Origin of the sequence: Paenibacillus radicibacter (assembly GCF_024721995.1) — a bacterium.
Lineage (GTDB): Bacteria > Bacillota > Bacilli > Paenibacillales > NBRC-103111 > Paenibacillus_AM > Paenibacillus_AM radicibacter.
The window spans coordinates 400,230-427,197 of the sequence record NZ_JANQBC010000001.1 but is presented as its reverse complement, the minus strand read 5'-3'; the positions used below and the strand labels follow the sequence as shown (position 1 = coordinate 427,197).

At 33.1% G+C, this 26,968-nt stretch carries 43 protein-coding genes; 42 read left to right on the top strand and 1 reads right to left on the bottom strand.

Annotation, left to right across the window (positions count from 1 at the left end; all coding sequences use genetic code 11):
- The first annotated feature begins 299 nt into the window (after nt 1-299).
- The 17 genes from NV379_RS02170 to NV379_RS02090 all read left to right on the top strand — a co-directional run bounded on the left by NV379_RS02170 (nt 300) and on the right by NV379_RS02090 (nt 10,752).
- The gene (locus tag NV379_RS02170) at nt 300-551 is read left to right on the top strand and encodes a hypothetical protein (protein ID WP_258205620.1); all 252 of its coding nucleotides are present in this window, start codon (nt 300-302) and stop codon (nt 549-551) included.
- Nucleotides 552-583: 32 nt separating this feature from the next.
- Complete coding sequence (locus NV379_RS02165) at nt 584-805, top strand: hypothetical protein (protein WP_258205619.1); 222 nt, start codon at nt 584-586, stop codon at nt 803-805.
- A gap of 100 nt (nt 806-905) precedes the next feature.
- Complete coding sequence (locus tag NV379_RS02160) at nt 906-1,298, top strand: hypothetical protein (protein WP_258205618.1); 393 nt, start codon at nt 906-908, stop codon at nt 1,296-1,298.
- A gap of 42 nt (nt 1,299-1,340) precedes the next feature.
- Nucleotides 1,341-1,778: a GTP pyrophosphokinase gene (locus NV379_RS02155; RefSeq protein WP_258205617.1), complete on the top strand. Its 438-nt coding sequence runs from the start codon at nt 1,341-1,343 to the stop codon at nt 1,776-1,778.
- Nucleotides 1,779-1,877: 99 nt separating this feature from the next.
- Nucleotides 1,878-2,117: a hypothetical protein gene (locus tag NV379_RS02150; RefSeq protein ID WP_258205616.1), complete on the top strand. Its 240-nt coding sequence runs from the start codon at nt 1,878-1,880 to the stop codon at nt 2,115-2,117.
- A gap of 154 nt (nt 2,118-2,271) precedes the next feature.
- The gene (locus NV379_RS02145) at nt 2,272-2,751 is read left to right on the top strand and encodes a hypothetical protein (protein WP_258205615.1); all 480 of its coding nucleotides are present in this window, start codon (nt 2,272-2,274) and stop codon (nt 2,749-2,751) included.
- 477 nt (nt 2,752-3,228) lie between these two features.
- Nucleotides 3,229-4,257, top strand: coding sequence for a YorF family protein (locus tag NV379_RS02140; RefSeq protein WP_258205614.1), 1,029 nt, complete (start codon nt 3,229-3,231; stop codon nt 4,255-4,257).
- Nucleotides 4,258-4,342: 85 nt separating this feature from the next.
- Complete coding sequence (locus NV379_RS02135) at nt 4,343-5,065, top strand: hypothetical protein (protein WP_258205613.1); 723 nt, start codon at nt 4,343-4,345, stop codon at nt 5,063-5,065.
- A 28-nt stretch (nt 5,066-5,093) separates the two neighbouring features.
- Nucleotides 5,094-6,161 (top strand): AAA family ATPase, encoded by a 1,068-nt coding sequence (locus NV379_RS02130; protein WP_258205612.1) that lies wholly within the window; start codon nt 5,094-5,096, stop codon nt 6,159-6,161.
- Between the two features lie 116 nt (nt 6,162-6,277).
- Nucleotides 6,278-6,979, top strand: coding sequence for a transglycosylase SLT domain-containing protein (locus NV379_RS02125; RefSeq protein ID WP_258205611.1), 702 nt, complete (start codon nt 6,278-6,280; stop codon nt 6,977-6,979).
- A 156-nt stretch (nt 6,980-7,135) separates the two neighbouring features.
- A complete protein-coding gene (locus NV379_RS02120; RefSeq protein WP_258205610.1) occupies nt 7,136-7,933 on the top strand; it encodes a hypothetical protein in 798 nt (265 codons plus the stop codon).
- Entirely contained in the window at nt 7,920-8,540 is a 621-nt protein-coding gene (gene tmk, locus NV379_RS02115) for a dTMP kinase (RefSeq protein ID WP_258205609.1), read from the top strand. Before NV379_RS02120 ends, tmk begins: the two co-directional genes overlap by 14 nt.
- A gap of 150 nt (nt 8,541-8,690) precedes the next feature.
- Complete coding sequence (locus tag NV379_RS02110) at nt 8,691-9,509, top strand: DUF444 family protein (RefSeq protein ID WP_258205608.1); 819 nt, start codon at nt 8,691-8,693, stop codon at nt 9,507-9,509.
- Between the two features lie 63 nt (nt 9,510-9,572).
- Nucleotides 9,573-10,022, top strand: a complete 450-nt coding sequence (locus NV379_RS02105; RefSeq protein ID WP_258205607.1) for a hypothetical protein — start codon at nt 9,573-9,575, stop codon at nt 10,020-10,022.
- The gene (locus tag NV379_RS02100; RefSeq protein ID WP_258205606.1) at nt 10,019-10,270 is read left to right on the top strand and encodes a hypothetical protein; all 252 of its coding nucleotides are present in this window, start codon (nt 10,019-10,021) and stop codon (nt 10,268-10,270) included. The genes NV379_RS02105 and NV379_RS02100 overlap by 4 nt, the downstream gene beginning before the upstream one ends.
- Nucleotides 10,271-10,334: 64 nt before the next feature.
- Nucleotides 10,335-10,550 carry a DUF7446 family protein gene (locus NV379_RS02095; RefSeq protein WP_258205605.1) on the top strand — a complete coding sequence of 72 codons (216 nt, stop codon included), beginning with the start codon at nt 10,335-10,337 and terminating at the stop codon, nt 10,548-10,550.
- Between the two features lie 28 nt (nt 10,551-10,578).
- Entirely contained in the window at nt 10,579-10,752 is a 174-nt protein-coding gene (locus tag NV379_RS02090) for a hypothetical protein (RefSeq protein WP_258205604.1), read from the top strand.
- Between the two features lie 61 nt (nt 10,753-10,813).
- Here NV379_RS02090 and NV379_RS02085 read toward each other — a convergent pair whose 3' ends face one another.
- Nucleotides 10,814-11,062: a hypothetical protein gene (locus tag NV379_RS02085; RefSeq protein ID WP_258205603.1), complete on the bottom strand. Its 249-nt coding sequence runs from the start codon at nt 11,060-11,062 to the stop codon at nt 10,814-10,816.
- Between the two features lie 177 nt (nt 11,063-11,239).
- Between NV379_RS02085 and NV379_RS02080 the strand changes: the two genes are divergently transcribed.
- The 25 genes from NV379_RS02080 (at nt 11,240) to NV379_RS01960 (ending at nt 26,966) form a co-directional block, all read left to right on the top strand.
- A complete protein-coding gene (locus tag NV379_RS02080; protein WP_258205602.1) occupies nt 11,240-11,551 on the top strand; it encodes a hypothetical protein in 312 nt (103 codons plus the stop codon).
- A gap of 47 nt (nt 11,552-11,598) precedes the next feature.
- Nucleotides 11,599-11,883, top strand: coding sequence for a hypothetical protein (locus NV379_RS02075; protein ID WP_258205601.1), 285 nt, complete (start codon nt 11,599-11,601; stop codon nt 11,881-11,883).
- Nucleotides 11,884-11,919: 36 nt separating this feature from the next.
- Nucleotides 11,920-12,273 carry a hypothetical protein gene (locus NV379_RS02070; protein WP_258205600.1) on the top strand — a complete coding sequence of 118 codons (354 nt, stop codon included), beginning with the start codon at nt 11,920-11,922 and terminating at the stop codon, nt 12,271-12,273.
- Nucleotides 12,274-12,301: 28 nt separating this feature from the next.
- Nucleotides 12,302-12,580, top strand: a complete 279-nt coding sequence (locus NV379_RS02065) for a hypothetical protein (protein ID WP_258205599.1) — start codon at nt 12,302-12,304, stop codon at nt 12,578-12,580.
- A gap of 268 nt (nt 12,581-12,848) precedes the next feature.
- Nucleotides 12,849-13,046: a hypothetical protein gene (locus tag NV379_RS02060; protein ID WP_258205598.1), complete on the top strand. Its 198-nt coding sequence runs from the start codon at nt 12,849-12,851 to the stop codon at nt 13,044-13,046.
- Nucleotides 13,047-13,320: 274 nt separating this feature from the next.
- Entirely contained in the window at nt 13,321-13,692 is a 372-nt protein-coding gene (locus NV379_RS02055; RefSeq protein WP_258205597.1) for a hypothetical protein, read from the top strand.
- Nucleotides 13,658-13,972 carry a hypothetical protein gene (locus NV379_RS02050; protein WP_258205596.1) on the top strand — a complete coding sequence of 105 codons (315 nt, stop codon included), beginning with the start codon at nt 13,658-13,660 and terminating at the stop codon, nt 13,970-13,972. The genes NV379_RS02055 and NV379_RS02050 overlap by 35 nt, the downstream gene beginning before the upstream one ends.
- Nucleotides 13,973-14,270: 298 nt before the next feature.
- Nucleotides 14,271-14,564, top strand: coding sequence for a hypothetical protein (locus tag NV379_RS02045; RefSeq protein WP_258205595.1), 294 nt, complete (start codon nt 14,271-14,273; stop codon nt 14,562-14,564).
- Nucleotides 14,561-15,223 (top strand): hypothetical protein, encoded by a 663-nt coding sequence (locus NV379_RS02040; RefSeq protein WP_258205594.1) that lies wholly within the window; start codon nt 14,561-14,563, stop codon nt 15,221-15,223. The genes NV379_RS02045 and NV379_RS02040 overlap by 4 nt, the downstream gene beginning before the upstream one ends.
- 475 nt (nt 15,224-15,698) lie before the next feature.
- The gene (locus NV379_RS02035) at nt 15,699-15,938 is read left to right on the top strand and encodes a hypothetical protein (protein WP_258205593.1); all 240 of its coding nucleotides are present in this window, start codon (nt 15,699-15,701) and stop codon (nt 15,936-15,938) included.
- Between the two features lie 32 nt (nt 15,939-15,970).
- Nucleotides 15,971-17,050 carry a hypothetical protein gene (locus NV379_RS02030; RefSeq protein WP_258205592.1) on the top strand — a complete coding sequence of 360 codons (1,080 nt, stop codon included), beginning with the start codon at nt 15,971-15,973 and terminating at the stop codon, nt 17,048-17,050.
- Nucleotides 17,051-17,102: 52 nt separating this feature from the next.
- Nucleotides 17,103-17,330, top strand: coding sequence for a hypothetical protein (locus tag NV379_RS02025; protein ID WP_258205591.1), 228 nt, complete (start codon nt 17,103-17,105; stop codon nt 17,328-17,330).
- A 28-nt stretch (nt 17,331-17,358) separates the two neighbouring features.
- Complete coding sequence (locus tag NV379_RS02020) at nt 17,359-18,060, top strand: Gabija anti-defense Gad2 family protein (protein WP_258205590.1); 702 nt, start codon at nt 17,359-17,361, stop codon at nt 18,058-18,060.
- A 61-nt stretch (nt 18,061-18,121) separates the two neighbouring features.
- Nucleotides 18,122-18,955: a hypothetical protein gene (locus NV379_RS02015; protein ID WP_258205589.1), complete on the top strand. Its 834-nt coding sequence runs from the start codon at nt 18,122-18,124 to the stop codon at nt 18,953-18,955.
- A 153-nt stretch (nt 18,956-19,108) separates the two neighbouring features.
- Nucleotides 19,109-19,486, top strand: coding sequence for a YhjD family protein (locus NV379_RS02010; RefSeq protein ID WP_258205588.1), 378 nt, complete (start codon nt 19,109-19,111; stop codon nt 19,484-19,486).
- A gap of 1 nt (nt 19,487) precedes the next feature.
- Nucleotides 19,488-20,720, top strand: a complete 1,233-nt coding sequence (locus NV379_RS02005) for a DNA polymerase IV (RefSeq protein ID WP_258205587.1) — start codon at nt 19,488-19,490, stop codon at nt 20,718-20,720.
- A complete protein-coding gene (locus NV379_RS02000; protein ID WP_258205586.1) occupies nt 20,717-21,052 on the top strand; it encodes a YolD-like family protein in 336 nt (111 codons plus the stop codon). Before NV379_RS02005 ends, NV379_RS02000 begins: the two co-directional genes overlap by 4 nt.
- Before the next feature lie 90 nt (nt 21,053-21,142).
- A complete protein-coding gene (locus tag NV379_RS01995; protein WP_258205585.1) occupies nt 21,143-21,718 on the top strand; it encodes a YorH family phage-derived protein in 576 nt (191 codons plus the stop codon).
- 4 nt (nt 21,719-21,722) lie between these two features.
- Nucleotides 21,723-23,282 (top strand): replication protein, encoded by a 1,560-nt coding sequence (locus NV379_RS01990; RefSeq protein ID WP_258205584.1) that lies wholly within the window; start codon nt 21,723-21,725, stop codon nt 23,280-23,282.
- A 21-nt stretch (nt 23,283-23,303) separates the two neighbouring features.
- Nucleotides 23,304-24,392 carry a DNA primase gene (locus tag NV379_RS01985; protein WP_258205583.1) on the top strand — a complete coding sequence of 363 codons (1,089 nt, stop codon included), beginning with the start codon at nt 23,304-23,306 and terminating at the stop codon, nt 24,390-24,392.
- Nucleotides 24,393-24,417: 25 nt separating this feature from the next.
- Nucleotides 24,418-24,849: a DarT1-associated NADAR antitoxin family protein gene (locus NV379_RS01980; protein WP_258205582.1), complete on the top strand. Its 432-nt coding sequence runs from the start codon at nt 24,418-24,420 to the stop codon at nt 24,847-24,849.
- Between the two features lie 294 nt (nt 24,850-25,143).
- On the top strand, nt 25,144-25,341 hold the full coding sequence (locus NV379_RS01975; protein WP_258205581.1) for a hypothetical protein: 198 nt from the start codon (nt 25,144-25,146) through the stop codon (nt 25,339-25,341).
- Between the two features lie 59 nt (nt 25,342-25,400).
- Nucleotides 25,401-25,820 carry a hypothetical protein gene (locus NV379_RS01970; protein ID WP_258205580.1) on the top strand — a complete coding sequence of 140 codons (420 nt, stop codon included), beginning with the start codon at nt 25,401-25,403 and terminating at the stop codon, nt 25,818-25,820.
- A 124-nt stretch (nt 25,821-25,944) separates the two neighbouring features.
- The gene (locus NV379_RS01965; protein WP_258205579.1) at nt 25,945-26,118 is read left to right on the top strand and encodes a hypothetical protein; all 174 of its coding nucleotides are present in this window, start codon (nt 25,945-25,947) and stop codon (nt 26,116-26,118) included.
- Between the two features lie 551 nt (nt 26,119-26,669).
- Nucleotides 26,670-26,966, top strand: a complete 297-nt coding sequence (locus NV379_RS01960) for a hypothetical protein (RefSeq protein WP_258205578.1) — start codon at nt 26,670-26,672, stop codon at nt 26,964-26,966.
- Nucleotides 26,967-26,968: the final 2 nt, after the last annotated feature.

Genomic DNA, 26,968 nt, shown 5'->3' with positions numbered 1-26,968 from the left:
TTATAGCACCAAAACGTAAAGGGTTTAATGATTATAAAATAAATAATAATGAAGTAATAATATATTTAGAAAGAAAATCGGGTGAAATCCTAGAAACAAAAATTGACGTTGATGATTTTGAAAGGATTAAAAATCTAGGCTACCATTGGCATGCATGGTGGAATAAAGATACTCAGTCTTACTATGCCAGAACAATGATAAATTCATCTTTAGATAGTAAATATAAAAGAGGTACTCCGTATCTTCATAAATTGATTAAGGATGTCGAAGGAAGAGGGATAGTTGATCATATTATTCCAATGAATACATTAGATAATCGAAAATCAAATTTGAGGGTTGTCACAAAGCGCTCCAATACGGTCAATCGAAAAGGGGCAAATAAGAACAACCAGTCTGGAGAAAGAAATGTTAGTCTAATTAAAGGATGGTATTATGTACAGTTTCAAATAGAGGGTAAAAATACATGTGTAGCCAAATTTCGATTTTTTGATGATGCTAAAGGCTATGCTAACACATATCGAAATAAAATATACACTGTTGATGAAATGTAATATTATTAGAATGAAACAATTCTTTCAAAGGAATGGGAGTTGGCTATATGATTCAACATGGATTAGGAAATTTATTCAGCTTACTTAAGCAGATGGAACTTGAGTTATTGGAAATTGAAAAGAGGATCGCTAATGGAGTCTTAAGTAATTCGACTGATAAGGATTGGTACAAAAAATTAGTTGAAGATTATAGACAGAAGAGAGCTGAATTCGATAATTGGCTAACGAAGAAAGTGTATGAAAAAGAAGAGTAAATGAAATGAAGTCTTTCAATCGAAGTTAATAACTTGGTAAAAACTGAAATTGTTTCGGGATGTGCTAATAATTATTCGGTATTGGTTAGGAGGAGATTCTATGACTGAAGATAAATTGCTACATTTGGTAGATGCATTTCTTAATAGAGTACATGGTGTTTCTTATTCGTTTTCAGATAGCAGTATTGGAGAACTAAGACTGAAGCAAAAACGTGAGCAAGAATGGTGTAATCGAGCTGGTGTTTATTATTTTTCCCAAAATGGGGTAATTAAGTATGTTGGTAGAGCCACACCTAGTAGTGGTCTTGGTGAACGAGTCTATAATCAAATCAATGCATATGGTGGTAAGAACAATTGGGATAGTGTAATTACTGATGGGGAAGTAAAGTGCGGTTTAGTCATATTCACCAATAATGACGACTGGCATTGGTTAGCTGCTCTTGAAGTTCTCCTTATTGATAATCTTAGACCACAGTATAATTACCGAACATGATGATATAAGTCCCTTTTTTGGAGATATTTATGGAGGAATGAAATGTCTAATTTAACAAAAGCAATACTAATTGCAGCCAAATCTCATGATGGTCAATATGATAAAGGTGGCAATCCATACATATTACATCCATTGAGATTGCTTACAAAAGCTTTAGATGGTGAGTCTAGAATTGTTGCAGTGTTGCATGATGTGGTTGAAGACAGTGACTACACACTTGATCGATTAAGAGCTGATGGATTCACAGAAACAATTTTAGAAGCTCTAGATTGCCTAACTAGAAGAAGTAATGAAACATACGATGAATTTATTGAGCGTATCAAACCAAACCCTCTAGCTAGGCATGTAAAGCTTTTAGATATTAATGACAATAGAGACCTTTCAAGGATTCAGAATCCAACAGAGAGGGATTTTAAGCGTTTGAGAAAGTACGATAAAGCCATATCTGATTTATTAGCTTATGAAATGGAATGTGATTGAAGCTGTAAAGTTGTAGACTGCCGACCTTGATTTAACAAGGCTTTCGTCGAGACAAATCGTCAGCTAGAAAAATAAGTATTAGACTGAGGGGGGGAGAAATTGAAAATAGTAGGTGAAGTCCTTGCTATTGAAGGCGGTCAGAGTCTTGCGAAAATAGTGTTTCGAGCAGAGATCGTTCCTGCTGGTCGTGGATTCAATTTAGACATCTACAAAAAAGAGTATGACTACAAAATCAATGACTATCCGATTTATTCGCATACGATTGAAAGTGCAAAGAATAAATTTCGCAAGGCTGTTTCTCTCAGAATTGAAAGAATAAGATGGTTTGAAGAACCTTAGAGTCTTATACTTTATTTTCGAATCGAAGTTTTATTAAAAGGGGAGACAACATGAAAAAGTATTCTACTGATCAATACACTACTGTTAGAATGTGATATAGGTATGTACCTCATGATATATTAGTAAAAAATATAAATTATAAGGAGAAATTAGTATGCCCAGACCAAGAGTTTATAAGCTTGAATTTACACCCTCTATTGATGGTGGGGTAGATCCACAGATATACTTCAAGACAACAATAAAAGATGAGGAATTAGTAATGTTAATCAAAGTTTGGATGTACAAACTTGCTGATTTTGTGATGGAGTATTATTTTACTGAGGAAGAAATGATGGAACTTCTCGAAGCATTTGGCTGTAAGCAGATTTCTAAAGATGATAACTTTAGAACATATTATTCTGCGGATATGTATGAAATTTGGGAAGCTGCAAACATAGAACCAACTGAAGAGGATATGAACAATCTTAAATTTCAAAATGAACAGGCACAAAAAGTATTTGACAAAGTTTTAAAAAGATCTGATGATGAATATCTTGAACATGCTTTAAAGGATGAGAAATATAAAAAATATAATGATTATGCAAAAAAAGATTTCGATGCAGTTGCCCAAAGAAATGGTGTTGTATTGGAATGAAAAATAATATAGATAATCAGTTTGGTCTGTCTTACTCTAATTATTTGCAGATTCCTCGAAAGGTTTTGTAAGATCCGTTGGAGAACTGCGATAAAGGTAGGAGAATATTTCTAATGAGATGTAATGAAAGCCAAAATTAAGGCTAAGAATACTATTAAATAAAATATATAAAACTATTGACTGTAAATAATAATAGTGATATATTAAACACACGAAAGAGAAGATGTGCCACATGTCGATGCAAATGCATATGAAAGATACATTTCATCGCCACATAGAACAATAGAGTTGAATAAAATACATATCGTGTCCATGGCACGTTTATATATAAAATATACTCTTTGATAAGAAAATATCTCAGTGAAAGGATGTGACAGAGTATAGCTAAGACTAGCTCAAGATCCCCTCCAGTGTTTATCGTTTGCTTATAAATAAGTAATAAATGATAAACACACATAAAAGGGAGATTGATAATAAATGAGTAATTTACAACCTACATACGGAAATTTTGTTTTAAAAGGAATTGTTGGAGGAACGCAGTCAGACAAGTTTTATTCAGAAGGAACATCCAATGGTAATGCGTGGAGACGATTAAATTTTTCAATTAAGACAAATGACAATGCATCTGTATACGTTGAGATGATGGGCTCAAAAAACGAAAAAGTGAAATTTGTTGATGCATCAGATAGGAAGAATAAGAAAGAATACTTTGTTCCTTGGGCAGATCGCTTCAAAGAACGAACAGATAAAGCAGAAATTTTCATGGCTTCTAAAGTAGGTTTGATTAAAGATGAAGCAGGTAAGAATAAAGTATTAAGTCTGACTCAGTTCGATGCTGTTGAATGTATTAAGAAGCACCTCAAGGAAGGAGATTCAATTTATGTTCGTGGATCGATGCAATTTAGTGTCTATGAAGGTAAAGGGCAAGTCAAATACATAATTCAACAGATTTATCATACCTCTGAAGCGCTTGATTTTAGTGCAGAAGGATATGTGCCAGAAGCTTCATTTAATCAGGATATCGTATATCTCGAATCTGAATATGATTCTGAAACAAATAAGACAGCAATCAACACCAATATTATTTATAAGAGTAAAGGCGAAATTTGTGTAATGCCCTATATGTTCTTTATCAATCATGAAAAGTATAGAGGCGATGAAGATAAAGAAAAATTATTGCAAACACTAAAAGACAGTTTTGAAAATCTTTCTTATGGTTCTACGATTAAGGTGAATGGAAATATTAATATTTATGTAGAAAAAGTGGAGTCAGAAGTGGAAGAAGATTCAATTCCAGTGTCATTTGGTGGTTTCCAAGCAAAAGGACAAGAGTCTTATGTCAGAGGAACAACAATTCGTGAACTTGAAATCACAGGTGGTGATGGATCTACGCTGATTGATGCACGGTATAGCGAAGAAGACTTCGTACCAAAAGAAAGCCCATTTTCATCAGATAGTGTTATTGATATCTCAGATGATGAGGAAAATGACTCACTTCCATTCTGATAAAAGTAAAAATAATCTTTTATAAAAAAAAGGAGATTGTTTTATAGAAACAAAAGATAAAATTATTAAAGGTATCAGAGACGCAATGAGAATACTTACAATTCACAGAATGCCAACTTCCACTGAGTTGAGATCAATTAACTTTACTTGGTTAGAATCAGACATTTCTAGGAATGGAGGTCTTATATTCTGGGCAAAACAATTAAATTTGCCTTCCAAGAAACCCATCTTTAAGATTAAAGATGATGAAATTATAATACATATCAGAGAAATTATGAGTGCACTAAAAATTAATAGAATGCCATCGAGTTCTGAAGTTTTACAAACGTTTCATGAGGGTGAGGCATTACACAAACGGATTTGTGATTTAGGTTATCGATTCTGGGCAGAAAAGCTTAATCTTGAGATCAAACAAAGTGAGACGCAACTAGGTCAAGATTATGAGCTGGTTGCAATCAAAATGCTTGAAGAAAAAGGTTATAAAGTTGAGAGAATGACAACAAAACACCCCTTTGACCTATTAGTCAATGATTCTATTAGGATTGATGTGAAATCTGCTAGTGCTTATGATTTGAAAGGTAGTAGGTGTCATACATTTGGAATTAATAAAAGGTATGGATCTTGTGATTTGTATATTCTATTGGCTCTCAATGAAGAATCAGATGTTATAGAAAGAACATTTGTAATTCCATGCAATAAGTTACGTGTAGTTTCGATGTCAATCGGAAGAGAAAGTAAATATAATAAATATATTAATAAGTGGGATTATCTAGATACATATAATGCTTTTTATAAGAAAATTATATAAAATAAAAAAAACAAAGGGAGATGTTTAAATGAGTTTTGATTTAAGTTTATTGGGTGTTGACAAGAATATTCCGAAGGTTAACTTCCTAGAGTACACTGGTATTTTTGAAGCTCCTGAGAAATTTGGTAAGACCGCTTTTGCTGCTTTGTATCCCAATGCTATTCTTTTAGCTGCTGAGAAAGGCTATATGGCTCAGGTGATTAATAAGAAAGACATTAATAACTGGTCAGACTTTGTTAAGTTTGTTGACCTTCTCGCTAAGAATCGTGAGGCAATTGGAACTAGTGTTCAAACAATTATTATTGATACAGTAGATGAGCTGTATCCTATGGCTTCACCATATGTTGTAAAGAGAGAGAGTATCAATGATCAAGTGGCTTATAAAAGACTGAAGGACATTCCTTTTGGTCAAGGATGGACATTAGTTGATGAGGAATTTAAAAAGCAAATTAAACGAATTATCAGTATGGGCTTTACTATTTTATATTTAACTCATAGTACAGTTAAGAACATGAAGCCAAAAAATGCTGAAGCTTATGATGTATATAAATCAACTATGACAGATCGATGTGCGAACATTGTTTATCCTGCTTGCGATTATATCATTCATGGTGAGAGACGGAAAGTCGAGGTGTCTGAAGGTGTAACAGAACTTAAACGTGTCTTAACAGTTAAAGGGTCTGATGAAGCAGTTGCTGGAAACCGAGTCTACTTTGATGAAGATATCGTTTTTGACTCTGAAGAGGAAGCAATGGAAAAGTTCCAAGGCAAGTTTAAAGAAGGAATCAAACGTAATCTTGAAAAGGCAGGAATTAATACTTCATTAGAAAAACTAGAAGTTCAACAATTAAAAGAAAAAGAAGAGCAGATTAAAAAGTATATGGTAGAGGAGCAAGTTGAAATCGTTGCTCAAACTAAAGAAGAAATTAAAGATGAAATTGCCAAGGTTCTAGGAAATTTGAATGAAGAAGTTAAGAAACCTGATGTTGAGGCTAAATTCTTAGAATTATTAGGGATGAAGAATTTCACTAAAGTAGAAGATATTAAAAAGCTTCAAAAAGCATTGGATTATGTAAAAACATTGCCTACGAAATAAGTACATAACAATAAAATAAGTACATAACAATAAAATAAATATTTTAAAGTAATACATAGAACAAAACCCCTGACGTAAAACTCAGGGGAAATTAACTAAATATAAGGAAGTGAAGAATGAGAAGGAATTATGTTTATTCTTTAATTTGTTTCCTTGTGCTGGTGGCTACAATCTATGTTTTAAACAAGGATACCGATAAAGAAGAGAAAAAATTATATGAAAGTCCAGTTAAGGTCACAATGTCGCTGCCATATGAATTTGTTAAGTATAGTGTAAAAGATAAGGAATCAGAGTTAGAACCAGAGATAGAATTAGAGTCTGAAGTTGCTGACGAAAAACCTAAAAGAAAATATATAAAAGATGCAAAATTAAATGAAGATTTATTGGAATACATATGGAATAAATGCAATGAAAATCACCTATCATATGAAATGTTTTTAGCAATGATCAAGGTTGAAAGTGATTTTGGAAGAATTAAATTGAATTATAATAAAAATGGTACTGTAGATAAAGGATTGATGCAGATAAATTCAAGTAGTTTAAAATGGCTTGCTGATTTGGCAAATATCAAAAATCCCAACCCCATGAATGACTATCAAAGTGTTGATATGGCGATTGCCTATCTTGTTGAAGAAAAAAGTTATTGGAGTAGATTAGATATGTCAGATAAGCAAGTCTATTCTGCTATGCTACTTAGTTATAACAGAGGCAGAAATGGTGCTAAGAGCTATATTAAATCTCATGGATTTGAAAATGGTTATGTTAGAAAAGTTACTGAGTATAAACTTAAATATGAGAATGAAGGCGAGGAAGAGTAAACATGAAGATTATTGTTCTCGAAAGGCTTTGACAAATCTGGAAAAGCAACTCAAGCAGAACTCATATTTAATCGTTTGAAGATGCTTAGAATTTGGTAGATGAAAATTTGAAGTAAAATTTGTAAAAGATTAAGAGGGAGAATTGTAGGTTAAAAAATGCCGAAATTTATTAATTTAATTGGAGTGAAATTTAATAGACTTGTTGTTATTGAGAGATCGGTCAACAAGAATGGTAAAACAGCATGGTTGTGTGAATGTACCTGCTCATTAAAAACAAGAAAGGTTGTGCAAGGCGGACATCTTAAAAATGGATCAATTAAAAGTTGTGGGTGTCTCGCACGGGAAGTAAAGACTAAGCATGGCATGCATAATACTAGAATTTATTCAATACTTAGAGATATGAAGGATAGATGCAATAACATAAATAATAAATCTTACGATAAGTATGGTGGCAGAGGAATAAACGTATGTGATGAATGGTTGGATAAAGAGAATGGGTTTATTGATTTTTACAAATGGGCTTTGGAGAATGGTTATTCAAATAAACTGACAATAGATCGTATTGATGTAAATTCTAATTACGAACCAAGTAATTGTAGGTGGGTAACTATGGAAGTACAACAAAACAATAAGAGAAATAATGTATCAATTGAAATAAACGGACATACAAAAACATTATCAGAGTGGTCAAAATTTAGTGGAATACCCAGAGTGACGTTGGACAATAGATATAAGCAAGGTTGGGACAATGAAGATATATTAATACCCCAAAAGAGAAATACTGCCATTAGGCAATCGGGAGTTAAAGGAATAATTTGGGATAAGAGAAGATCGAAATGGTCAGTAATAATTATAGAAAAAGGCAAGAAAAGACAAATAGGGTCAGCAGATACAGTTGAAGATGGAGTTAAGATTAAAGAAATCTATTTAATGAAAGAGAGTGGTAAAAATTAAAATAGTTGTTATTTCTGGACTTGACAAAAGTGGTAAGCACACACAAGCCAATATGTTGACTGCAAGATTGGAGTCTGACGGTTATAGAGTTGTTAAGAGTGAATTTCACCGCTACGATACTGAAACAGGAAAACTGATAAGGAAATGGTTAAACAGAGAATGGGATGTTAATCAAATCAGTATCGAACTACTGATGGCGTGTGATAAACAAGCTCAACAAGAATGGATTAATGAGCTAGAAATGGAGGGGGTTGATTTACTGATTCTTGATAGATATATTCTTGATCAAGAAGTTTATGCTTCGGCAAATGGAGCAGATACAAAATGGGTAAAAGAATTACAAAGATATATGAGGCAACCAGATATCAATATAATTATCGATATTCCTTCAGAGGTAAGTATGGCGCGTAAAGGTAAACACAATAACGGAGACAATGACAGATACGAATCGGATAAAGAGATGTTGGATGCAGTAAGGAAATATTACTCAGATTATAGCAACAATAATAAGAACACTACTATTTACATAGATGGAATGCAATCTATTGAAGATATACATAGTGAGTTATTTGATAAATTAGTACAAATGGGAGTTGTAAAGATATGAGATGTATCAATTGTAGATACGAATATCCTGAAAACGAACAAGAAAGTAATATCTGCCCTCGATGTGATCTTTTCGAGGGTATTGAAACTAACAACATAGAAGAACTGGTCGATGAAAGATAGTTTTTATCAAAACAAGAGGAGTTGCTAAATGAATAAACAATTTAAATGTTTAAACGATGAACAGTTGCTTGAACTTTATGCCAAAACATTTGGATCTCTTAAATTTGAATCAACCGATAGTAGTTTGAATGATAATTTGGTCTTATATAAGAATGAGATTATTGAGAGAATGAACCAAACACCAGTTGAAGCTGAGAAACTTAGAGAATTATTAACAGATGTGCAGGTTGTAATGTCTGGAAAACGTCAAGAAGATGTTTTTAAATTACTCAGAGAAGATATATCCTTTTACCCAGAAATGCTAAAAAATAATGCAAAGATCATAGTAGCTATGGACAGGTCAGGCTCGATGGGTAGCTGGGAAAAATACATGGGTAGATCGATAATGCTCTGGATTGAAAAATTGTTATTGACCCTATATTCAAATGTTGAGAAAAATTTTATTGGATATGACACTGAAGCACATCATTTAGATGAAGAAGATTTGTATTCTATTGGTGAAACAGGCGGTACGATATGTTCAAGTGGTTTAGCTGCTGTAAATGAGCTGATTAATAATTATGACTACGAAACTGTAGATACATATGTTTTTCTTATTGGTGATGGTGATAATCTCTCATCCGACAATGATAGATCAATTCGCATCATGAAAGATATAACCAGAAAAGCAGAAAGGCTCTATTATTTCGAAATGAATAATTATGTCCGTTTTTCTACACTAGCAAGTGGAATTAAGCAAAATAATTTTACGGCAAACAATTTTAGAAGTTATATTGTTCAGACCAATGAAGACGTTTATTCGATAATTAAGTCAATGTTTGATAAGCAAAAATGGATTTTCAGTTAGAGGTAGATTGGATAAAAGGTAATGAAATTCGACTTTTATGGGAAAAGAAAGGAGTAAATAAGCTTGGATAAAACATTTGGATATGAGCTAGGAGATAAAGTTGTTGGAATTAGTATAACGAAAAATAGCTGGAAAGATATTGATATTAGAGGAATTGAAGGAACTGTAGTTGATTTTTATCATGAAGCTCCTCACATTGGAGTTGAATTTGTAGTAAACATTGGTGGTCATCATTGTTGTGGGCATAGTAAATATGGACATGGATGGTATCTGTATCCTGATGAAATAAAACTGTTAAGTTGTCAAAGTAGTTTAAAACGTCACGTATATCAATTATTTGAAAATAAACACATTAATGAAAATGATGTGTTTAACGATGATGAAATTTTCGAACAACTATGCGGATTATATGATAATGGCATTACATTAAAAATGATGAGCAAGGTTATCAAAGAGATTGAGAAAGAGCGTAGAGCTGATCAAATCAGTGATTTCGATGTCTACAGATTATGAAATGGAAATTATATCAGGAAAGTAGAGTGGTTAAAATGTTTAGTCCACACGGTCATGGAATGAGTTGCTTCCATTGTGATAATTGCCATTGTGGTTTCGGGGTTGATTGCCTCGATGTAGTTTCAGAAGATGAAATGATTTGTCCTCGATGTGGCAGTGATGACACAACTTGGACAGCAGAAAGAATTACGGGAAATACCTCGCGCGAATGGTATTTTGTTGAGCATTATGAAAAAGAGAAATCATGATCAAATGTAGATTTTAATGCAGACAAAAGAGGTAAATATTTATTGTTGAAATGGAGCTATTTCTATGAGTTTAAATAACCTGAAGATTAGGGTCAGTCCAATAACGAATACTATTTATGCAGGATACACAACTGGAAATACAGTTCGAAATAAAATAGACATCACAAAACAAGTGTACAATGCATTGATGCAACATATGGATCAGGATAGAGAGATTGAAATTCTAAGTTTAGCTGGAACAATCACATTCGCTCCAAAGGGGAGTAAGGATGGTCGTTAGTGTTCAATACATAGGAGCTTTAGAAGAGATGTTGAAGTACACTAGAATTGGAATTTTGCTTAATGATCTAGAGCAGTCGGATGAGAAGTATTATGTGGGAGTTGATTATGCAGGATTGAATAGTAATGAATATTCAATTGTTAGTGCATTCACCAAGGATGAGGAAGGCAGCTATATTTTTAAGTTTACAAAGATGATTTGAATTTAGCTAACTGATTTTATCACCAGCTCTTATAGAAAAGAAAAAGCAGCTTAATGCTGCTTCAACCAATTCTGTACTCACTCCAACGCAATGTTTGAGGATTGATTCTTGAAAGCTGGTTAAGAGTAGATTGGTTGCTACCTCTGTATTTATATCTACCAGCAGACTCACCAACAAGATAAGCAGGTTTTCCAAATGATGAAGATAAATACGAGATGACATCAGAGCTTGTACTCTGACTTGCAATAACCGTTGGTTTAACTTGTACTAACACGATGTTACCAAAATCAACTGCAAAAACTTTTGACATATAATACCCCCTATTTATGTGAGTGTTATGTAATGTCTAGTTGCTTTAAAATGAGTATATATCACTATATATTGTATGTCAAACATAAATTTGCACTACATTTAGTTAGGCTAGACCAATTTACAAAATGAAATGGTAGTTCTATCAGATTTAATGAGGTGACTTGATTTGGGTGAAATGGCTGAATACTATTTAGAAAGAAATATGATTAAACGTGGCGCAGTTGATCCACCAAGATCAAGAAAAAATAAAAAAATTACATGGACTAATTCAGAAGGTCAAAATTTTTATGAACCGCATGAAATGACTAGTAAACACTTGTTAAGTTGCTTGCATCTCTGTGAAAGGCGCGAAGGTTATAAAGGTGAAGGTTTCCTGAATCATGCGCCTACATATCGTGCTATGGTATTAGAATTGATTGAGCGAGATATCTTAGCATATGACTATTTTCAAAAATCCATCAAAGAACGACTGGATGTATTCTTTTGAAATTCTTCTTTTATAGGGAGAATGTAAGCCACGAAAAGGAGTAGACAATGGTTACTTTTAAAACAAGAAAATTTAATCCAATCGTATCTTTCAATGATGTTGAAGTGGATGTATCTTCATTACCTGACAGATCGATTACAGTAGAACAATACAAAACAGTCCGAGCGAATTCTGACGGATTCTCAGCTCTTCACTGTAAACTTGATAACGAATGTTTAAGATATGTTGTTGCTCACTATTTAAACAACAGTAGAAGAGAATCAGCCACAACATACGATTACGCACTAAAGAATGATATTATTCCAGAGTTACTTAAGAGACTGGAAGAGTAGAAGTTGATGGTTCATTATTTTATGAGGAAGTGAAATATGAAAAGAGAAAAAACAATCAAATACATAGTGGAAACAACAGTTGAAGTTATGGTTTCTCAAATTCTTGAGAAGAGTATAGATATTAGACATACGATTTGTGCCACTAAAGAAGCTAAAGCAGAATTTGGTTTGAAAGCAGAGGAGCTGATAAGTAACCTTGCTTCTTATCTTCCTAAGTATGAAGTCGGTATGATTCTTGAAGCCTTGGAAGATTGTATGAACAACTTTAGAAAAGGTGACCGACTTGAGATCACAAAAATTGAAGGTGAAAAAATTGTCTTAGATGGTGTTGTAGGGACTGATGAAGAGACTGTTACACAGTATTTCAAAATCGAAGGAATGATTTGTTAGTAATAATATTTCATAAGGAGAGATGAGTGTGTCTAATTATCAAATTAAAGTGCCAGTAACAAATTATCACGATACTAATATCACCACTAAAGATGTAATCAGTATTCTTGAACAAGAACAGAAATCAATTTGTGGTTGGTGGGATACTATTATTAAACACTCAGACGATAAGCATCGTTACTATAATCGAGGATATGGAAGTCATGATATTGGAGAAGAATATGGTGAAGTAGTGTCTGAGCACACATTAGAAAGCTTTAAGGTGATTGAGGCTGCTATCAATTACTTTAGATCGAAGAGTAAGTGAAACCTGTATTTCATCAGAAGAAAAAAAGGAGTAAAAAATGACAATTTCTTTATGGTTAATAGGTATTTATGTTTCCTGTGGTTCTATTTATCTCTTGTGGACTGTGGCGAATGAAGGTTGGGATTGGGATATAGGTCAGGGATGGATTAGCAATTGGATTGCCTATACTCTCGGTTTAATGTTTTGGTGGCTGTGGTTATATAGATATATAAGAAAGTAATCCATTAAAACTTGGATTTCATCTGAATCATTAAGGAGGGTCTATAACATGAAAACCTATAAAGTTAGTTTGTTTTATAATATTGGAAATTTACCTGAGTTACTAATACCTGAAAATTTGAGTCCAGATGAAGTTATAGTTTTTAGTACTTATGAAACCCATTATCCAGCAATCGAAAAAGAAGCTTTCAGATACAGTAAATCAAGCCCTATAAGGTACAGTGCAAAAGTAGAGCTATTGCATTAAGAATATATGATATTTGCTAAATTTCATCTGGAGGAGATGAAAGTTGAATGTATAAAAGATATGATCGTGGAATCAGAAGAATATGTTGGGAGAATTGCATTTCTTAAAGATAAAACTTATAAAAGTTACTACAAAGATATTACAAGTTATTATGAATGGAATCTAAGAACGAATTTGGTAAGAATCAAATGATAGGCAATGAAGATTAGTTTAATATGCACATTAAAGAAATCCATTAGATATTCGATTCTATTTGATAAAAAGGAGGGATTAAATGGACAAAGAAACACAAGAACGAACAACCAATCAAAAAGGTAGAATTCTCAATTTGCTTAGGGATGCAGGTAAAGATGGTGTCATGAATACTCAATTATCCAAAGTGGCATTGAGATACAACGCCAGAATACAAGAACTATATGTTCAAGGTTATGAGATTGAGATTCAACATTTAGAGGGCGGTCTTTCGAAATATATCCTATTGTCAGAACCAGAACAGATTAGTAAGAAGCCAGAAGCGGCTTTAGAAATTGTGGTTAATCAAATAAAAAATACATATGATAATAAAATTTCAAGTGAAGATCTAGAAGAATTACTGCAAAGAATGAACTGTAATGTTCGCAGAAATATTGGAACTTTTAGCCGATGAAACAAGGATTTCATTTAAAGGAGGTGCAAAGTTGAAACATTTTAGATCACACTGGATAATTTACACATTCGCATTTTTAACACTTTTTCTCTCTATACTATTCCCTGAATTTAAGATTGAAGTTAGTGGTGGATTTGCATGGTTCACCTTCTTAATTGCTCAATTTGTAGGTTTGTTAATGATATATACTGGTTTGTGTGGTGGTGAAGTTACTTATCAATCTAATGGATTGATTCCAATTGTAAAAGAATTGATTACAAAACTAAAAAACTCCAGATGAACTAACATCTGGAGAAGAATAAATGGTTATGAATAAATTATCCACATGCCTATTTTAACATAAAGAATAAAAAATATAAATGTTAATATCAGGATTGTGTGCATAAAATCAGCACTTCATACAGATGAGAGTTAGTTATAGAAAGGGGTATGATGTTAATTAAGAAAAGTAATCATAAGCACGAATATGAATTGGTTGAAATAAAAGAGAAGAACTGGTTTACGCATAAGAAAGTATGTATGATCTGAGGACATGAGTACAATCGATTAAGAATTGTGAATGATACGGAGGGAACTAAGTGTGTTTAACAGCAGCAGAACGAGAAGCAGTATTGACATATGACGAGGTATCAAACATCTATCATATCTTTTGCAGTTCTGGAAAAGAACAAACACGAATGAAAAGAGCAGGTTTTGTTCCATATAAAACAGATGCTGAAGGAAATACATATTACAAGGTAGAGCGTAAACAGATATCATTTAGAGCAAAGAGTAAACCAAGACATCTGACTGATGAGCAACGTCTGAAGCGCTCAGAGCGATTTAAGCAAATGCACCAAAAAAATCAGAATGCACAAGGAGAGATATTGTGAGTTTATATGTTTGCAAAATTGACGGAGCCGAGTTTCTAGAAGAGCAGCAGTTGATTGAACACATTAAAAATAAATATGTGAGTGTTTTGGACACAGAGATTAAAACTGATGGATTGAGCTGTGATAGCATTTATAAGATATTTAAAAATGAATTACCTAAATACGTTGATATTGATGTCAGAAGCGATATTGAAGATGGTGGTTATATTGTTAGTATAACATCCAAAAAATTTGAATGTGATTTATCATGTCAGGTGGGTGAGGGGGAATGGAACTATTACTATGCTCGATACCTAGATCCGGCTGAAGCTGTTAATTACTACAAGCAGTACTTTGAATTTGCTGACAATATCATTCAGAAAATCAAGAAGGAGTACAGTATCATTTTAACTGTCGAACGAATGTTTGAGTCTTCAGGAGAAGGAGAGCGAGACATAGTTTTCTCATTCCATATTGATGGTCAGAAATTAACAGAAGTTTACGAATTCCAACATGTTGATGATTTTGCAAAGAATTTTAAACAATATATCAGTAACGTTATTGAAGGGAAGATTGAAATACATAGACATGATTATGACACTGTGTTGACTATTGATGGCATCAATATTGGTGGGTTTATTAGTAGGAGTAAAAAAGTACGACTTGAGATCATTGAGTAAGGAATGAAATGAGAATTTGATCAGGAGGCAATCTATATGAAATGTAATAATACATATTGTTATTGGAACACTTATGAACAGTGCTGCCCAGATAGCGAGAAGAGGTACAACAGCGCAATCCCTAATACTCTTGACTGTCCATCTTCATTAAGAAAAGATTTTGAAGAACATTTAAATAATTTGGCGGATGAATGCATTGAGCTAATTCTTAAGCGCAACATGAAGGAACTAACTCAGATCAAGAAATTTATTGAGGGTCAAAGGAGACAGGTATGATTGAACTCTTTAAAAGTACATTCATTATCCTAGCAATCTATTTAATAATCGGCTTATTGTGGATAGCAGTTGAAATGCTTATTTATGGTCAGAGAACGCCTAGAATACTAGATGATATTATTGCATTTTTGTTCGCTGTTTCTCTGTATTTCAATTTCAAATGAAATCGTGATTTCATCAAGAAAGTGAGGTTAAGATAATGAAAATCAATAAAAATGAAAAGCCTTTAGATAAGATGTTTTTTGAAATTATCGTGGATACTTCAGTAATGAAAGCTTATAAATTGGGTACTGCAAATATGGCAAAATTTTTAGTTGATGTCTTGGAGAAGATGGAAATCGGAGGATTCAAAACAATTGGAACAAATGATCTTAGAGATATCATTAATAAGACTATGCTAGATGACAAAGAAACACATGCTTATTTTGAAAGACTATAAAATTGTAATTTTATATAAAGGGAGAAGATAGTTTGAGCGTGTTTGAATCAACGAGTATAGATAAAAATTTCGATTCTGTCATTGAGGACTTAAATAAGCTAAAGGAAATTACAATTAATAATTATATAAAGCTTGAAGAGTCAACGGAACTATCTAAAATTCAGAGACTACAACCATTGAGAATCGAATCATTTAGTGTTCGATTAGCAGAGAAGAAAGATTGCTGGAACTATAAACCAGTGCTTCGAGTGGAATGGAATGGATATGACACAGATAAATATATAAAAGAAAATGGATTAGCCAAAGGAATTCGTTTTGAAGAAAATTATCATTATGTATATATCTATTTTGATGAGACTAACAGCGAGTCACTGGATAGTCTGATCGAATTCGTGAAAATGATTGCAGAATCGGAAAAAAATATCCACGAAGAAAATATCGAAAAAGCAAAAGTAAATCGATCAACCGAAAAGAAAGTATTTGATATTCTTAAACAAATCGGAATCAATGAAACTTATTATGGTTATAAAACAAGCAGGTCTAGAGATACTTCAAAAATGTATTATGCTTTCCCATCTGAAATTAAGAAGCAGATTCCAACATACTATTCTGATAGTAAACTTGAGGATTTGTGTAAGTCAATTATCGATAAAGTGAAAAATATCTGGAACGATGAAGTTAATAAAATGAAGAAGCAGCGTCTTGAAAAAGAGAAGCAAGAAAAAGAGAAGGAAAGTAACAAGAAGTTGGCACTGTTGTTAGCTAAATATGATTTAGATCTTACTGATTCATGGAATGAGCTACTTGATAAAATCATTGAGAAAAATAAATATTTACGTTTAGCGCACTACCTTGAAGAAAATCGAAATGATTGGACTGATGGCTTCAGTTTTGCTGAAGCTGGATTAAGAAATTTCTCAGTTGAGAATGAAGTTGATCAAGATATTATTGATAACATTGAGTCTCACATGTACGAAGATTGGGATGGAGATGGCAGGGTGTTTAGAGACTGCAAATATAACTACAGCATTATTTATGGTATGGCAGCAGAACAAGATCCTCAATTGTACAAGGATTATGAAATCGTCAAAGAAGAGGTTGAACATTTTTAAGTTTTGCACACTAATCATGCAATGAAATAGGAATTTTAAGGGAGCGTATTGAATGAAGTTAGTGTCAAGAATGTTTCAAATAAATACTGATAAGGATTTTTTTGATAAATTCATTGAACTGTCTGAAAGAGTGAAAGGATTAGGATATTTATTTCAAAACACAAGCATCACCGTAACTGACGAAGAAGTCGCAGAGTGGGACTGGTCGAGTTGTGATGTTCTAGATGAAATTAAAGGACTACTTGAGGAAGCAAGCAGCAGAATTATCAGAAATAAATAGAGAAAAATAAATTGTAAAAGGATAATAGATGAAATATATAAAATACATATTAAATTTATTTGAAAGAAATAAATTATCAAATGAAGAGCGACAAAGGTCAAAACTTGACTTAATCGTTATAAGATTGGCGAATGAAAAGAATAAACTACTGTCCCTATTACCAAAAAAGTTTCAGTCTGAGTTTAAACAACAGGCGTACATTTCAGGAGGATGTATTTACTCACTTTATAACGACACAGATCCAAAAGATTATGACTTTTTTATTAAATGTCCAAAATTAGCAGCAGATCTATCGGATTATTTTAAAGAAGTCTCTGAGTACAAAGGAAAAAGTATTTGTGGTGGAGTGTATAAGAAACTAGGACTAACTGTTACGGATAATGCAATCTCTATTGGAAAGTATCAAATAATTACTCAATGGGTAGGAACTCCAGAAGAAGTAGTTGGACAGTTCGACTTCAAACATCTTCAGTTTTTTTATCAAAATGGAGTAGTTAATACGCTTAGTTCTTTTAATTTCTTATCAAGCAATCAACTAGTTTATAACGAAAAGAGAGCTAGAGATATTTGTGGGACAATTGTTAGAACAAGTAAGTTTCTACAACGTGGGATGAAGATCAAGCATAAAGAAATGGGGAAAATCCTTCTCAAACTGAGTGAGATTGGTTTCAGTGATCGTGAGATGAAAATCTTGAATGACATTAATTCCGAAAAGCATTTTGGATCATAGGTGAAACAAGAACGATTGATGAAGGACGTAAACAATATTAAATATTAATTTGGAGGATAATATGGGGATTCTAAATAATGAAGTTGAACTAATTACTGACAAGTGCATGGAAGAAATAGAAGATGATTTAGAAATTGAATTAGCTGAGTTTCAATCAGAAGGTTGGACAATCAATGACAAAGAAACAGCGATGAGAATTGATTATGTGTTGCATATGTTGGAAGAGAAAATCGCTGAAGATGAAGCTATTGCGAAATCACAAAAGGAAGTTATACAAGCTAAAATTGATAAATTGGAAGAAGATAAGAGCAGGTATGATGATTGGTTAGAACGATCAACAAAGGGATACCGTAACCGAATTGCTGACCTGAAACTACATCTCCATCTTTATCACCAAAGACTGATCGAAGCTGAAGAATTAGAAAATGTGAAGCGTGTATCAAATGGGAACAAACCATTAAAGATTAGTAAATCGATTAAATTGACATACAGAGACTTAGTTAGTAAACAACAGCAGCCTGAAATCATAAAAAATGATGAACTATTAAAAGATTGGATTGTAGATAACTATTCTTCATATATTTCATATGCTGAATTAGCTGCACTACTCGAAAGGAAAGAAGCAGAAGAGGTTTGTCAAGTTTCAGTAAGGGAATTAGAAGAATTAATTAGCAAAAACAATTCCGAGTATGTAAAACGGGATGTCAAAGTAAATTGGGGCGAGTTTAAGAAAACTCTGCAATTGGGAACAAAAAACATTAAAGAAACTTTGGAATCAGGTGAAGAGGTAGTGGTTGGTACGAAATTAATCTACTGCGATGAAAATGGAGTAGAAATCCCAAATGTAACTTTGATTGATCAAGGAGTTAAATTCGATTGGAAACTTAATAAATAATAAAAAATATGTTTACTTATAAAAATTAAAAATGATATAATAATATAGTAATATTAGTACATAGATAGATATTGAAATATTAGCCTCTTGAATATCGAACGCATGTTTGGTTATAATAAAGAAAACGTGTGTTCGTATTTAGGGAGTGATTAGATGAGTTTAGCTCCATTAGAAACCAAAGACGATATAAGATTAGTCAAAGACTTCATGATGCTTCCGATTGTTATGGATGTTTTAGAAGCTGATATCGATAGTATGCACAAGTCTAACTTGAAGATGCCAAAAATTTACACAAAGGCACTGAAAGCTGCTCAAAACAAAATTTTAGTGGATGTGTCTGATGTAAAGAAATTACTTAGAGTAAATGGAATTAAAATTTATGATCAACGTAGAACTAATCTTGGCTTAGAAGCCGACTATATGTGCAGAGGTTATCATCACAAAACATCTTTATTATGGAGCATCGTGAAATCTGATGTTCAAGAGCGCTTGTGCAAATACATGAGTATAGACATTACACAGGAATCTTAACATGGATAAGAGATGTGTGATGTTGATTGATTGCCAAAGTTTCTACGCGTCTGTAGAGAAAGTTGCACATCCAGAATACAAGGACAAACCCCTTGTAGTTGCAGGTGATCCTGAAAGAAGGTCAGGAATCGTACTCGCGGCTTGTCCACTTGCTAAGAAGTGCGGCGTTTCAACAGCAGATCGATTGTGGGAAGCACTGAAAAAATGCCCAGAGTTAGTTGTGATTAGACCGCGTATGCAAGAGTACATTGATGTTTCGCTGCAAATTTCAGAGATATTTAAGTCTTATTCAGATTTGGTGGAGCCATATTCGATTGACGAACATTTTGTTGAGATATCTCAAGTATTGAACATGTTTGGATCACCTTTCGAGATTGCAAAATCAATACAAGATAAGGTCAAAGAAGAGACAGGGATATATGTGAGAGCTGGAATTTCGGAAAATAAGATCCTTGCTAAGATAAGCTGCGACTTGATTGCAAAGAAAAATGAGAGTGGGATTTTCTATCTTCCAAAGACTCAATTGGATCAACACATTTGGAGTTTCCCAGTTGAAAAAATGTGGGGAGTCGGAAGAAAGATGAAGCAGCACTTGAACCGGCTAGGCATTCTGACTATTGGGGATTTGGCTAAAACATCATTGCCGCGATTAATTAAGTTGTGGGGTGTGAATGGTCAAGTGCTATGGCAATGTGCAAATGGTATTGATAACTCACCAGTAACCCCAAATACACACGATACACAGAAATGTATTGGGAATGGTATGACTTTACCCAGAGACTACGTGGAAGCTTGGGAGATTGAAGTGGTGCTTCAGGATTTGGTGTCTCAAGTTACGCGCAGGATGAGAGAGAAGAAGGTAATGGGAATAGTGATATCAGTAAGTTGTTCAGGTGCAGATTGGGATTTTCCTACGGGATTTAATCGTCAAATGAAGATGGAAGACCCTACAGATGCAACTTCAATTATCTTTAAGCAAGTTAAGAAGATATTCCATGCCAATTGGGATAAGGAGCCTGTTAGACGTTTAGGTGTTGCAGTTTCTGGCTTATCAAGTTCTGAGGTATATCAGCTATCGATGTTTGATAATAGTGTAACAGAAAGAAAGATTGACAGTGTAATGGATTTAATCAAGAATAAGTATGGCGAAACAGCGATACTTAGAGCAAGTTCGATTACTTCAGCAGGGCAAGCAATGGACAGAGCAGCTAAGATTGGAGGTCATTACAAGTGAGTAAAAAGCTACATGGTAATGGGATGTGGGAAGCAAGTAGGATGATGATTTCCGAACATAAAGAGGCAATATTGAAGCGAAATGAGGAACCAAACAGAGTACTAAAGCCAACTCTGGTTGATGATGAGATTACTTATATTGCTGATTTTATTACAGGAGCATATTGTGAAAAAGAGAGAGTGGCAATAGATATCTACGGCACTTGGGGTAAAAGAGAAATACTTGGCATTGTAAGCAGCATAGACCAGTACGGCAAGAAGATTAAAGTTGAATTCGATAATGGTTTTGAGTGGGTAGATTTTGATGAAATTTTAAGTGTAAGATCCAATTAAATCTTTATTTCAACGGGATATGACATGGGACGAAGAAAATGTGTCATATCCTGCGATTACCCAAGAAATAATGGAAGTGGAGGGTTGTGGGTGGCATTAGTAATATGTCAATGGTGTAGAAATAAGGATGAGAAGAGTTTGATGATTAAAGATACAAAAGGCTATTATCACAATGGAAAAGGTTGTTATAAAAGCTTACTAGATGATAAGGAATTCAAAAGAATTGAACGTGAAAAGCAAACAAAGTTAGCAGAGAAGATTGCAGAAGTATATGAACTGGAAAACATTCAGCTTATTCCGAGTCAGTTTTATCCGTATTTGCAAGACATACGTAATGATTCGAAATTGTTTGGAAAATTGGGCAAGTCTTATAAGAACGGAATTCCTTATGATGGAATCGCTTATACATATGATTACTGTAAAGATGCTATTAGAGAAGCACATAGAACAAAAGAGTTTAAGAATTTTTTAATGGAATTAAGATATGGATTAGCTATAGTTAAGAATAATTTAGTGGATGCTAAAGAACATTCTATCCGACAACATAAGAATAAGTTATTAACTGATCATAGTATTAAACAAGTGGAATCTAGAGATATGTCGTTAGATACAGGAGTAGAATATAAAAAAAGAAAAGATATGAATGATATTTCTAACTTATTATAGGAGAGTGAATTATATAGTTACATCAAAATACATAGAGCAATTTACTTTACCATCAGAAATTCACGAATCACTGTTTGTTGGTAACCTGTGGAAAAATCCGAATAATTATTCCAAGTATAAGACTCATAAAATTGTGAGGGAAACATTTACACAAGATATATGGTATTTCTATTATTACATTGGAAAAGAGATGTTTGATAATGGTGTAAGGAGCTTTGAGGACACAACTGTTTATTCTTATGTTTCTTCAAAACCGAAAGAAGGCAATAAAAAATCATATTTCGAACTATATAACGAATATGGTGGATTCTCGACAATTCAAGAACTAATGAGCGAATGTAGTAACAATAAAGGAAATGATGAATTTCATTTCAGTGAGATTCAAAAGTATGAAAGCTTACGACAAATGCAAGATAACAATATGATTAATGTTTTAAACATGGAGCATGTATTAAAATTAATTAATATGACATTGAAAGAACTGCAAACATTCTGTTCAGTAAAAGTAAAAGATGTATTTTCTCATATAAACTCAGGAGATGTTGTTGAATATAATTTAACTGAAGATATTGAGGAAGTTGTAGACGAGCTAGATGAGGGTGAGGAAGTAGGTCTCCCATTATTTGATTCACCAAGACTAACTAAAAAAATTAATGGACAAAAGCTTGGCAATCTGATGTATTTGGTACTGTCTTCGGGGGTTGGTAAAAGCAGTATTGTTACAGAAAAATTTGTGCTATCGTGTTTCGAACATAATGTTAAGGTGCTAAAAGACGAGACAGGTGAAATGAAGTTTGAAAAAGCACTTATCTTCGTAAATGAAGAGGGGAAAAAACGTTGGCAGTCCCGACTTCTTGCTACAGTAGCCTCTAGAATTCTTAAGAAGCCGATTCCGCGTGATGTTGTAAATAGGGGTAAGTATACTCCAGAGGTCAAAGAGATTCTAAAAGAGGCTGCAAGATGGCTTAAACAAAATCAGCCAGACTTTATAAAGCTAATTGTTTTAAAGAAGTATCGCATCGAAGATGTTATTAATCGGATTGAGCAGTATAGGGCAAGAGGTTATGATAAGATCTATTTTGATACTTTTAAGCCAGACCAATCACAAAATGTTGAACGTTGGTTGGCATTTTCAAACTCTGCACAAGATTTATACGATTGTATCAAGGAAGAAAACTATAACTGTTCAACTCTTGCTACGGTACAGATGAAGATCGGTAAAGAGTTTAGATATATTGATCTCGATAGCATTGGTAAGTCTATGGAAATAGTTGAAGTCGCAGCGATAGTAATGGCAGGTAGACTAATGTTTGCAGATGAATATCCAAATTGTAAATATGAATTAAAGCCTTACAACTGGGAAAAAAGTGGCTTTGATGGTAAGTGGCATAAAAAAGAATATGTACTAGATCCTGAAAAGAAATATTTAATTCTCTTCTTACCAAAGAATAGAGAGGGAAGTGAAGATGAACAAATCATCTATGAGGTGATATCAGATCTGAATGTTTGGAAAGAAGTTGCTTTTGTTCAAGTCCCAAACAATGGATCAAATTACAATAAGTAATCTCCGATATGGGGGAACTAAATGAGTACAGATTTAAAGGAAATTAAACAAACTCTTTTAGAAGAGAATAGAATTCAAGAGTTGCTTGAAAAAATGGAATGTGAATGCATTAAGGAGCGTTCAAATAGGTACGAAGCACAATTACCTGATAAATTCTATAGCGACAACTCCAGAAGCGTTCAAGTCTATTTAAATGAATCTATATCCTGTAAGATACGTTCAAAAGGAATCTCATATGGTATGGATATTTATGGATTAGTTTCATACATAGTATTTGATATTTATGATGAGACAGAACAGTTGAAGAATCTATACAAAGCGAAGAAATGGATTTGTGAGCAACTAGGTTATCAATCTACATACAGCCCAATTGTTGTTAAAAGTGATCCACTAAAATGGTTGAAAGACGTTAGAAAGAAAAGAATGAAGCCTAAAAGAGTTTTTAATGATAATGAAATATATGAAGAGAATATGCTTAACCAATACGTTATGTTTCCTCATAAAAAATACATAGATGAAGGAATTGAGTATGAAACTCAGATTGAATTTCAGGTAGGCTATGATGTTCAATCTGAAAGGATTATTTTTCCTGTATATAATGCTTATGGTGAGCTAATATCAGTAAAGGCTAGAACACTTGATCCAGATTATAAGATTAAAGATATTCCTAAATTTTTATATTTTCCAAACTTCAATAAAATGATTGAGCTATATAACTGGCATCGCGCACTGTATTACATATTAGAAAAAAAAGAGGTCATAATTTTTGAAGCTGAGAAGTCATGCTGGTTGAGCAGTCAGTTTGGTCGCAGAAATTGTGTTGCAATCAGTGGTGATGATTTAAGTGAGTATCAAGTTGACTTAATAAAAAATTTGGGTAATGACATCAAGATTATTATCGCGTTAGATAAAGATAAAGCTCCAGACGATTTCATAAAACAAGCAAGAAAGTTTGGTCACACGAGAGTAATATACGCAATGTGGGATAGTAATGATCTATTATCAAAAGAATTGAAGCAAAGTCCTGTTGATGTAAGTAAAAAAGTCTTTGACATGCTATACAAGGAATGTTTTACGCATAGGATTAATACGATTCAAGAAAGCAAATAAAAGAGAAATTTTAATGGAAAGGAGGTTGCAAACGATTAAAATATTGGAGTGCTCTTCTAAAGGTGATAAGCGATTCTCTGCTTTTTATGCGAAAGTAAAAGCTTGGGGTAAATACGATAGTATTGAAAACCACTATCAACTGTGTAAGAGGTTTGGCAATAATGCACCTTCATCTTGGAGAGATGCAAAAGGTAAGCAACCAACTCACATTGAGTTAAACGGTAAGTCATATGAGTTAAGTTATCTTTCACAATGGTATAAGATGCTATGGGTAGAGTATTTAGATAAAAATCCTGAGCTAGTTAAGTATGCTAATGGATTTGATGAGTTCAATGACATATTTAAAGGTAAAAGTTTGAACTGTCAGGCTGATGTTGTAAGACAATACATAAAGCAAGGAAGAGAGTCAGTAATTAGTGACTATAAAGAATTGCTAGATATGTTTAAGTGTAAATAAAATCTTCATTTGATAGGGAAGGGAGTCGAGACAATCTGAATTCAACAGTTAAAATTGACCAGTTGAAATATGCTTTGGAATGTATCGCAAATTCAGATGGATGGTTATTAGATCCTGAACCTTTATGTACTGTTGAAGAAGCCTATATTAGATGTGTAGATATAGCCACAATAGCGCTAAAAGTATATGAGAATGAGTTTGAATAAAGGCGAAGTTGTATTAAGAATCAAGCACTTCTATTAATGATGAAAAATAGTAGACACAAAATATGCAATAGAAAGGAGGACTTATCTTATGAAAATAGTAAAGAAAGATAATTTCAATAGAGATTTATTTTCTGAAATTGTTTTCGCGGAAAATGTAAATAGAGTCATTGGAGAAGAAATGGTGAAACTATGGAATGAAAAGTATTGGAATGGTAATTCTGAATATTATTTAAAGTTGGTTGATGATGATTATGAACTATATGATGGATACGCTGATTTACTGTAAACCGCATTTTGAAGATGTAGTGCAGAAGGACACATTATGTGCAGGAAGGATGAGGATTTATGGGGATAACAATAAGTTCAAAAAGACATAGTTGCGACATGGGCTATGGTGGCTTCGGTAGATTTAGGAATACGGTAGCGGAAAAGGTGGGTATAGAGTTTCATAAGCATTACTTGTTACTCTCGGATTCAACGGTCATGTTTTTATTTGGGGAAGAAAGGAAAGAGTTTTTTGAAAAATATGATGCCATTACGAAAGAATACATTGAGCAAAACGTAGTAACAGTAGAAGTTGCTAACTTTCTATACCAGAGCGATTGTGAAGGAAAGATAGACAGAAAACAAGCTAAACAGATATACGAGATGATTAAAGAGTGCGACGATAGCCTTAGTTTCGGATATTCTGGCAGAGTAGATTGTGCGAAAATGTCTGATTTAAATAAGATTTTTTCAGATGGAACCAAGGTTGAGTGGCGTTAAGAAATATTGGCGCGCTTATGTCACAGTACAATGATGGTTAGCAAGAAACATATCGAAGATTATGAGATCTTAATACAATTGAACTTTGATTTAGAAGTGAGGGTTTAGATGATTATCTATCCAGATGGAGATTATTCATATTTTAATGCGTTGTTTTGGAAGAAGAAACGGTAAGTCTAATCTACATTTGACACTAATAAAATCAATATTATTGAGTAGAGCTTTGAATCAACCGATTGAGGTTAAAATAGGATTTGTGCCATTTGCAGTCGAAAGAAGAGAAGTAGAAATATATTAAAACGTACCAACCAAAAGAATCATACATAGTGTGGCACAATAAAGAGGTTTTTAGAGGGGAACCGCGATATATAGTTATTTAAGCAACAATTTACTCAATCAATTCCTGATAAAATCATTCTTTCATAGGTTATTCAAAATATTAATAATCACATTATATGCAATATTACAAAAGTAGTATTGCATTTTTTATTCTAATATGATAGATTGATATTATAAATAAAGAAAACAAATAGAGGTGAAAATATCTGTTTTGGAGAAGAAAGAAGTTGAATTGTGATCATGAATGGCATGGATTGGGTATTGTTAGTGAATGGGTAGATTATACACATGGACTAGATGGAGAATTCGAAAGAGTGGGACACATCTACTGCCCAAAATGTGACTTGAGAAGGAGAGTGATTGAACAAGAATATAATTTGATTCTTAAATCACAGAAAATAAAAAGTAATTATAATCTATTGATACCAAAAATGATAAAACTGAGGAAATAGTATGGTACTGAAGAAGAAAAGTAAAAGATTAAAATAAATAAATTATAGGAAGTGAGACATGAAAGTATCAACAAAAGTTATTGAAAAATACTTTGAGCTTTGTCCTTCAAGCACATTGAAATCAGATTCATTTGCTGAGATTGAATTCAAAATTCTTAGAGCAGTTGAACTTGGTAAAGTGATTGAATACATAGATGGTGGCAATGGAATGGTTGTACGATATCATCATTTGAATTTTATTCTTGATAGAAATTTAATTGTTGACATGAAGAAGGACACAGAAGCAAGATTCGTACACATAAGTGAGAAGCGAAAGAGTGAGTACTATAATACATATAATAAGGTATTGGTGTAATC

Excerpts from the sequence above, each read along its gene's own strand:
- NV379_RS02170 (WP_258205620.1), top strand. The coding sequence starts at position 300 with ATGAATACATTAGATAATCGAAAATCAAATTTGAGGGTTGTCACAAAG.
- NV379_RS02165 (WP_258205619.1), top strand. The coding sequence starts at position 584 with ATGGGAGTTGGCTATATGATTCAACATGGATTAGGAAATTTATTCAGC.
- NV379_RS02160 (WP_258205618.1), top strand. The coding sequence starts at position 906 with ATGACTGAAGATAAATTGCTACATTTGGTAGATGCATTTCTTAATAGA.
- NV379_RS02155 (WP_258205617.1), top strand. The coding sequence starts at position 1,341 with ATGTCTAATTTAACAAAAGCAATACTAATTGCAGCCAAATCTCATGAT.
- NV379_RS02145 (WP_258205615.1), top strand. The coding sequence starts at position 2,272 with ATGCCCAGACCAAGAGTTTATAAGCTTGAATTTACACCCTCTATTGAT.
- NV379_RS02140 (WP_258205614.1), top strand. The coding sequence starts at position 3,229 with ATGAGTAATTTACAACCTACATACGGAAATTTTGTTTTAAAAGGAATT.
- NV379_RS02135 (WP_258205613.1), top strand. The coding sequence starts at position 4,343 with ATGAGAATACTTACAATTCACAGAATGCCAACTTCCACTGAGTTGAGA.
- NV379_RS02130 (WP_258205612.1), top strand. The coding sequence starts at position 5,094 with ATGAGTTTTGATTTAAGTTTATTGGGTGTTGACAAGAATATTCCGAAG.
- NV379_RS02125 (WP_258205611.1), top strand. The coding sequence starts at position 6,278 with ATGAGAAGGAATTATGTTTATTCTTTAATTTGTTTCCTTGTGCTGGTG.
- NV379_RS02120 (WP_258205610.1), top strand. The coding sequence starts at position 7,136 with ATGCCGAAATTTATTAATTTAATTGGAGTGAAATTTAATAGACTTGTT.
- NV379_RS02110 (WP_258205608.1), top strand. The coding sequence starts at position 8,691 with ATGAATAAACAATTTAAATGTTTAAACGATGAACAGTTGCTTGAACTT.
- NV379_RS02100 (WP_258205606.1), top strand. The coding sequence starts at position 10,019 with ATGAAATGGAAATTATATCAGGAAAGTAGAGTGGTTAAAATGTTTAGT.
- NV379_RS02095 (WP_258205605.1), top strand. The coding sequence starts at position 10,335 with ATGAGTTTAAATAACCTGAAGATTAGGGTCAGTCCAATAACGAATACT.
- NV379_RS02090 (WP_258205604.1), top strand. The coding sequence starts at position 10,579 with ATGTTGAAGTACACTAGAATTGGAATTTTGCTTAATGATCTAGAGCAG.
- NV379_RS02085 (WP_258205603.1), bottom strand. The coding sequence starts at position 11,062 with ATGTCAAAAGTTTTTGCAGTTGATTTTGGTAACATCGTGTTAGTACAA.
- NV379_RS02080 (WP_258205602.1), top strand. The coding sequence starts at position 11,240 with ATGGCTGAATACTATTTAGAAAGAAATATGATTAAACGTGGCGCAGTT.
- NV379_RS02075 (WP_258205601.1), top strand. The coding sequence starts at position 11,599 with ATGGTTACTTTTAAAACAAGAAAATTTAATCCAATCGTATCTTTCAAT.
- NV379_RS02070 (WP_258205600.1), top strand. The coding sequence starts at position 11,920 with ATGAAAAGAGAAAAAACAATCAAATACATAGTGGAAACAACAGTTGAA.
- NV379_RS02060 (WP_258205598.1), top strand. The coding sequence starts at position 12,849 with ATGAAAACCTATAAAGTTAGTTTGTTTTATAATATTGGAAATTTACCT.
- NV379_RS02055 (WP_258205597.1), top strand. The coding sequence starts at position 13,321 with ATGGACAAAGAAACACAAGAACGAACAACCAATCAAAAAGGTAGAATT.
- NV379_RS02050 (WP_258205596.1), top strand. The coding sequence starts at position 13,658 with ATGTTCGCAGAAATATTGGAACTTTTAGCCGATGAAACAAGGATTTCA.
- NV379_RS02035 (WP_258205593.1), top strand. The coding sequence starts at position 15,699 with ATGAAAATCAATAAAAATGAAAAGCCTTTAGATAAGATGTTTTTTGAA.
- NV379_RS02025 (WP_258205591.1), top strand. The coding sequence starts at position 17,103 with ATGAAGTTAGTGTCAAGAATGTTTCAAATAAATACTGATAAGGATTTT.
- NV379_RS02020 (WP_258205590.1), top strand. The coding sequence starts at position 17,359 with ATGAAATATATAAAATACATATTAAATTTATTTGAAAGAAATAAATTA.
- NV379_RS02015 (WP_258205589.1), top strand. The coding sequence starts at position 18,122 with ATGGGGATTCTAAATAATGAAGTTGAACTAATTACTGACAAGTGCATG.
- NV379_RS02010 (WP_258205588.1), top strand. The coding sequence starts at position 19,109 with ATGAGTTTAGCTCCATTAGAAACCAAAGACGATATAAGATTAGTCAAA.
- NV379_RS02005 (WP_258205587.1), top strand. The coding sequence starts at position 19,488 with ATGGATAAGAGATGTGTGATGTTGATTGATTGCCAAAGTTTCTACGCG.
- NV379_RS01985 (WP_258205583.1), top strand. The coding sequence starts at position 23,304 with ATGAGTACAGATTTAAAGGAAATTAAACAAACTCTTTTAGAAGAGAAT.
- NV379_RS01975 (WP_258205581.1), top strand. The coding sequence starts at position 25,144 with ATGAAAATAGTAAAGAAAGATAATTTCAATAGAGATTTATTTTCTGAA.
- NV379_RS01970 (WP_258205580.1), top strand. The coding sequence starts at position 25,401 with ATGGGGATAACAATAAGTTCAAAAAGACATAGTTGCGACATGGGCTAT.
- NV379_RS01965 (WP_258205579.1), top strand. The coding sequence starts at position 25,945 with ATGGAGATTATTCATATTTTAATGCGTTGTTTTGGAAGAAGAAACGGT.
- NV379_RS01960 (WP_258205578.1), top strand. The coding sequence starts at position 26,670 with ATGAAAGTATCAACAAAAGTTATTGAAAAATACTTTGAGCTTTGTCCT.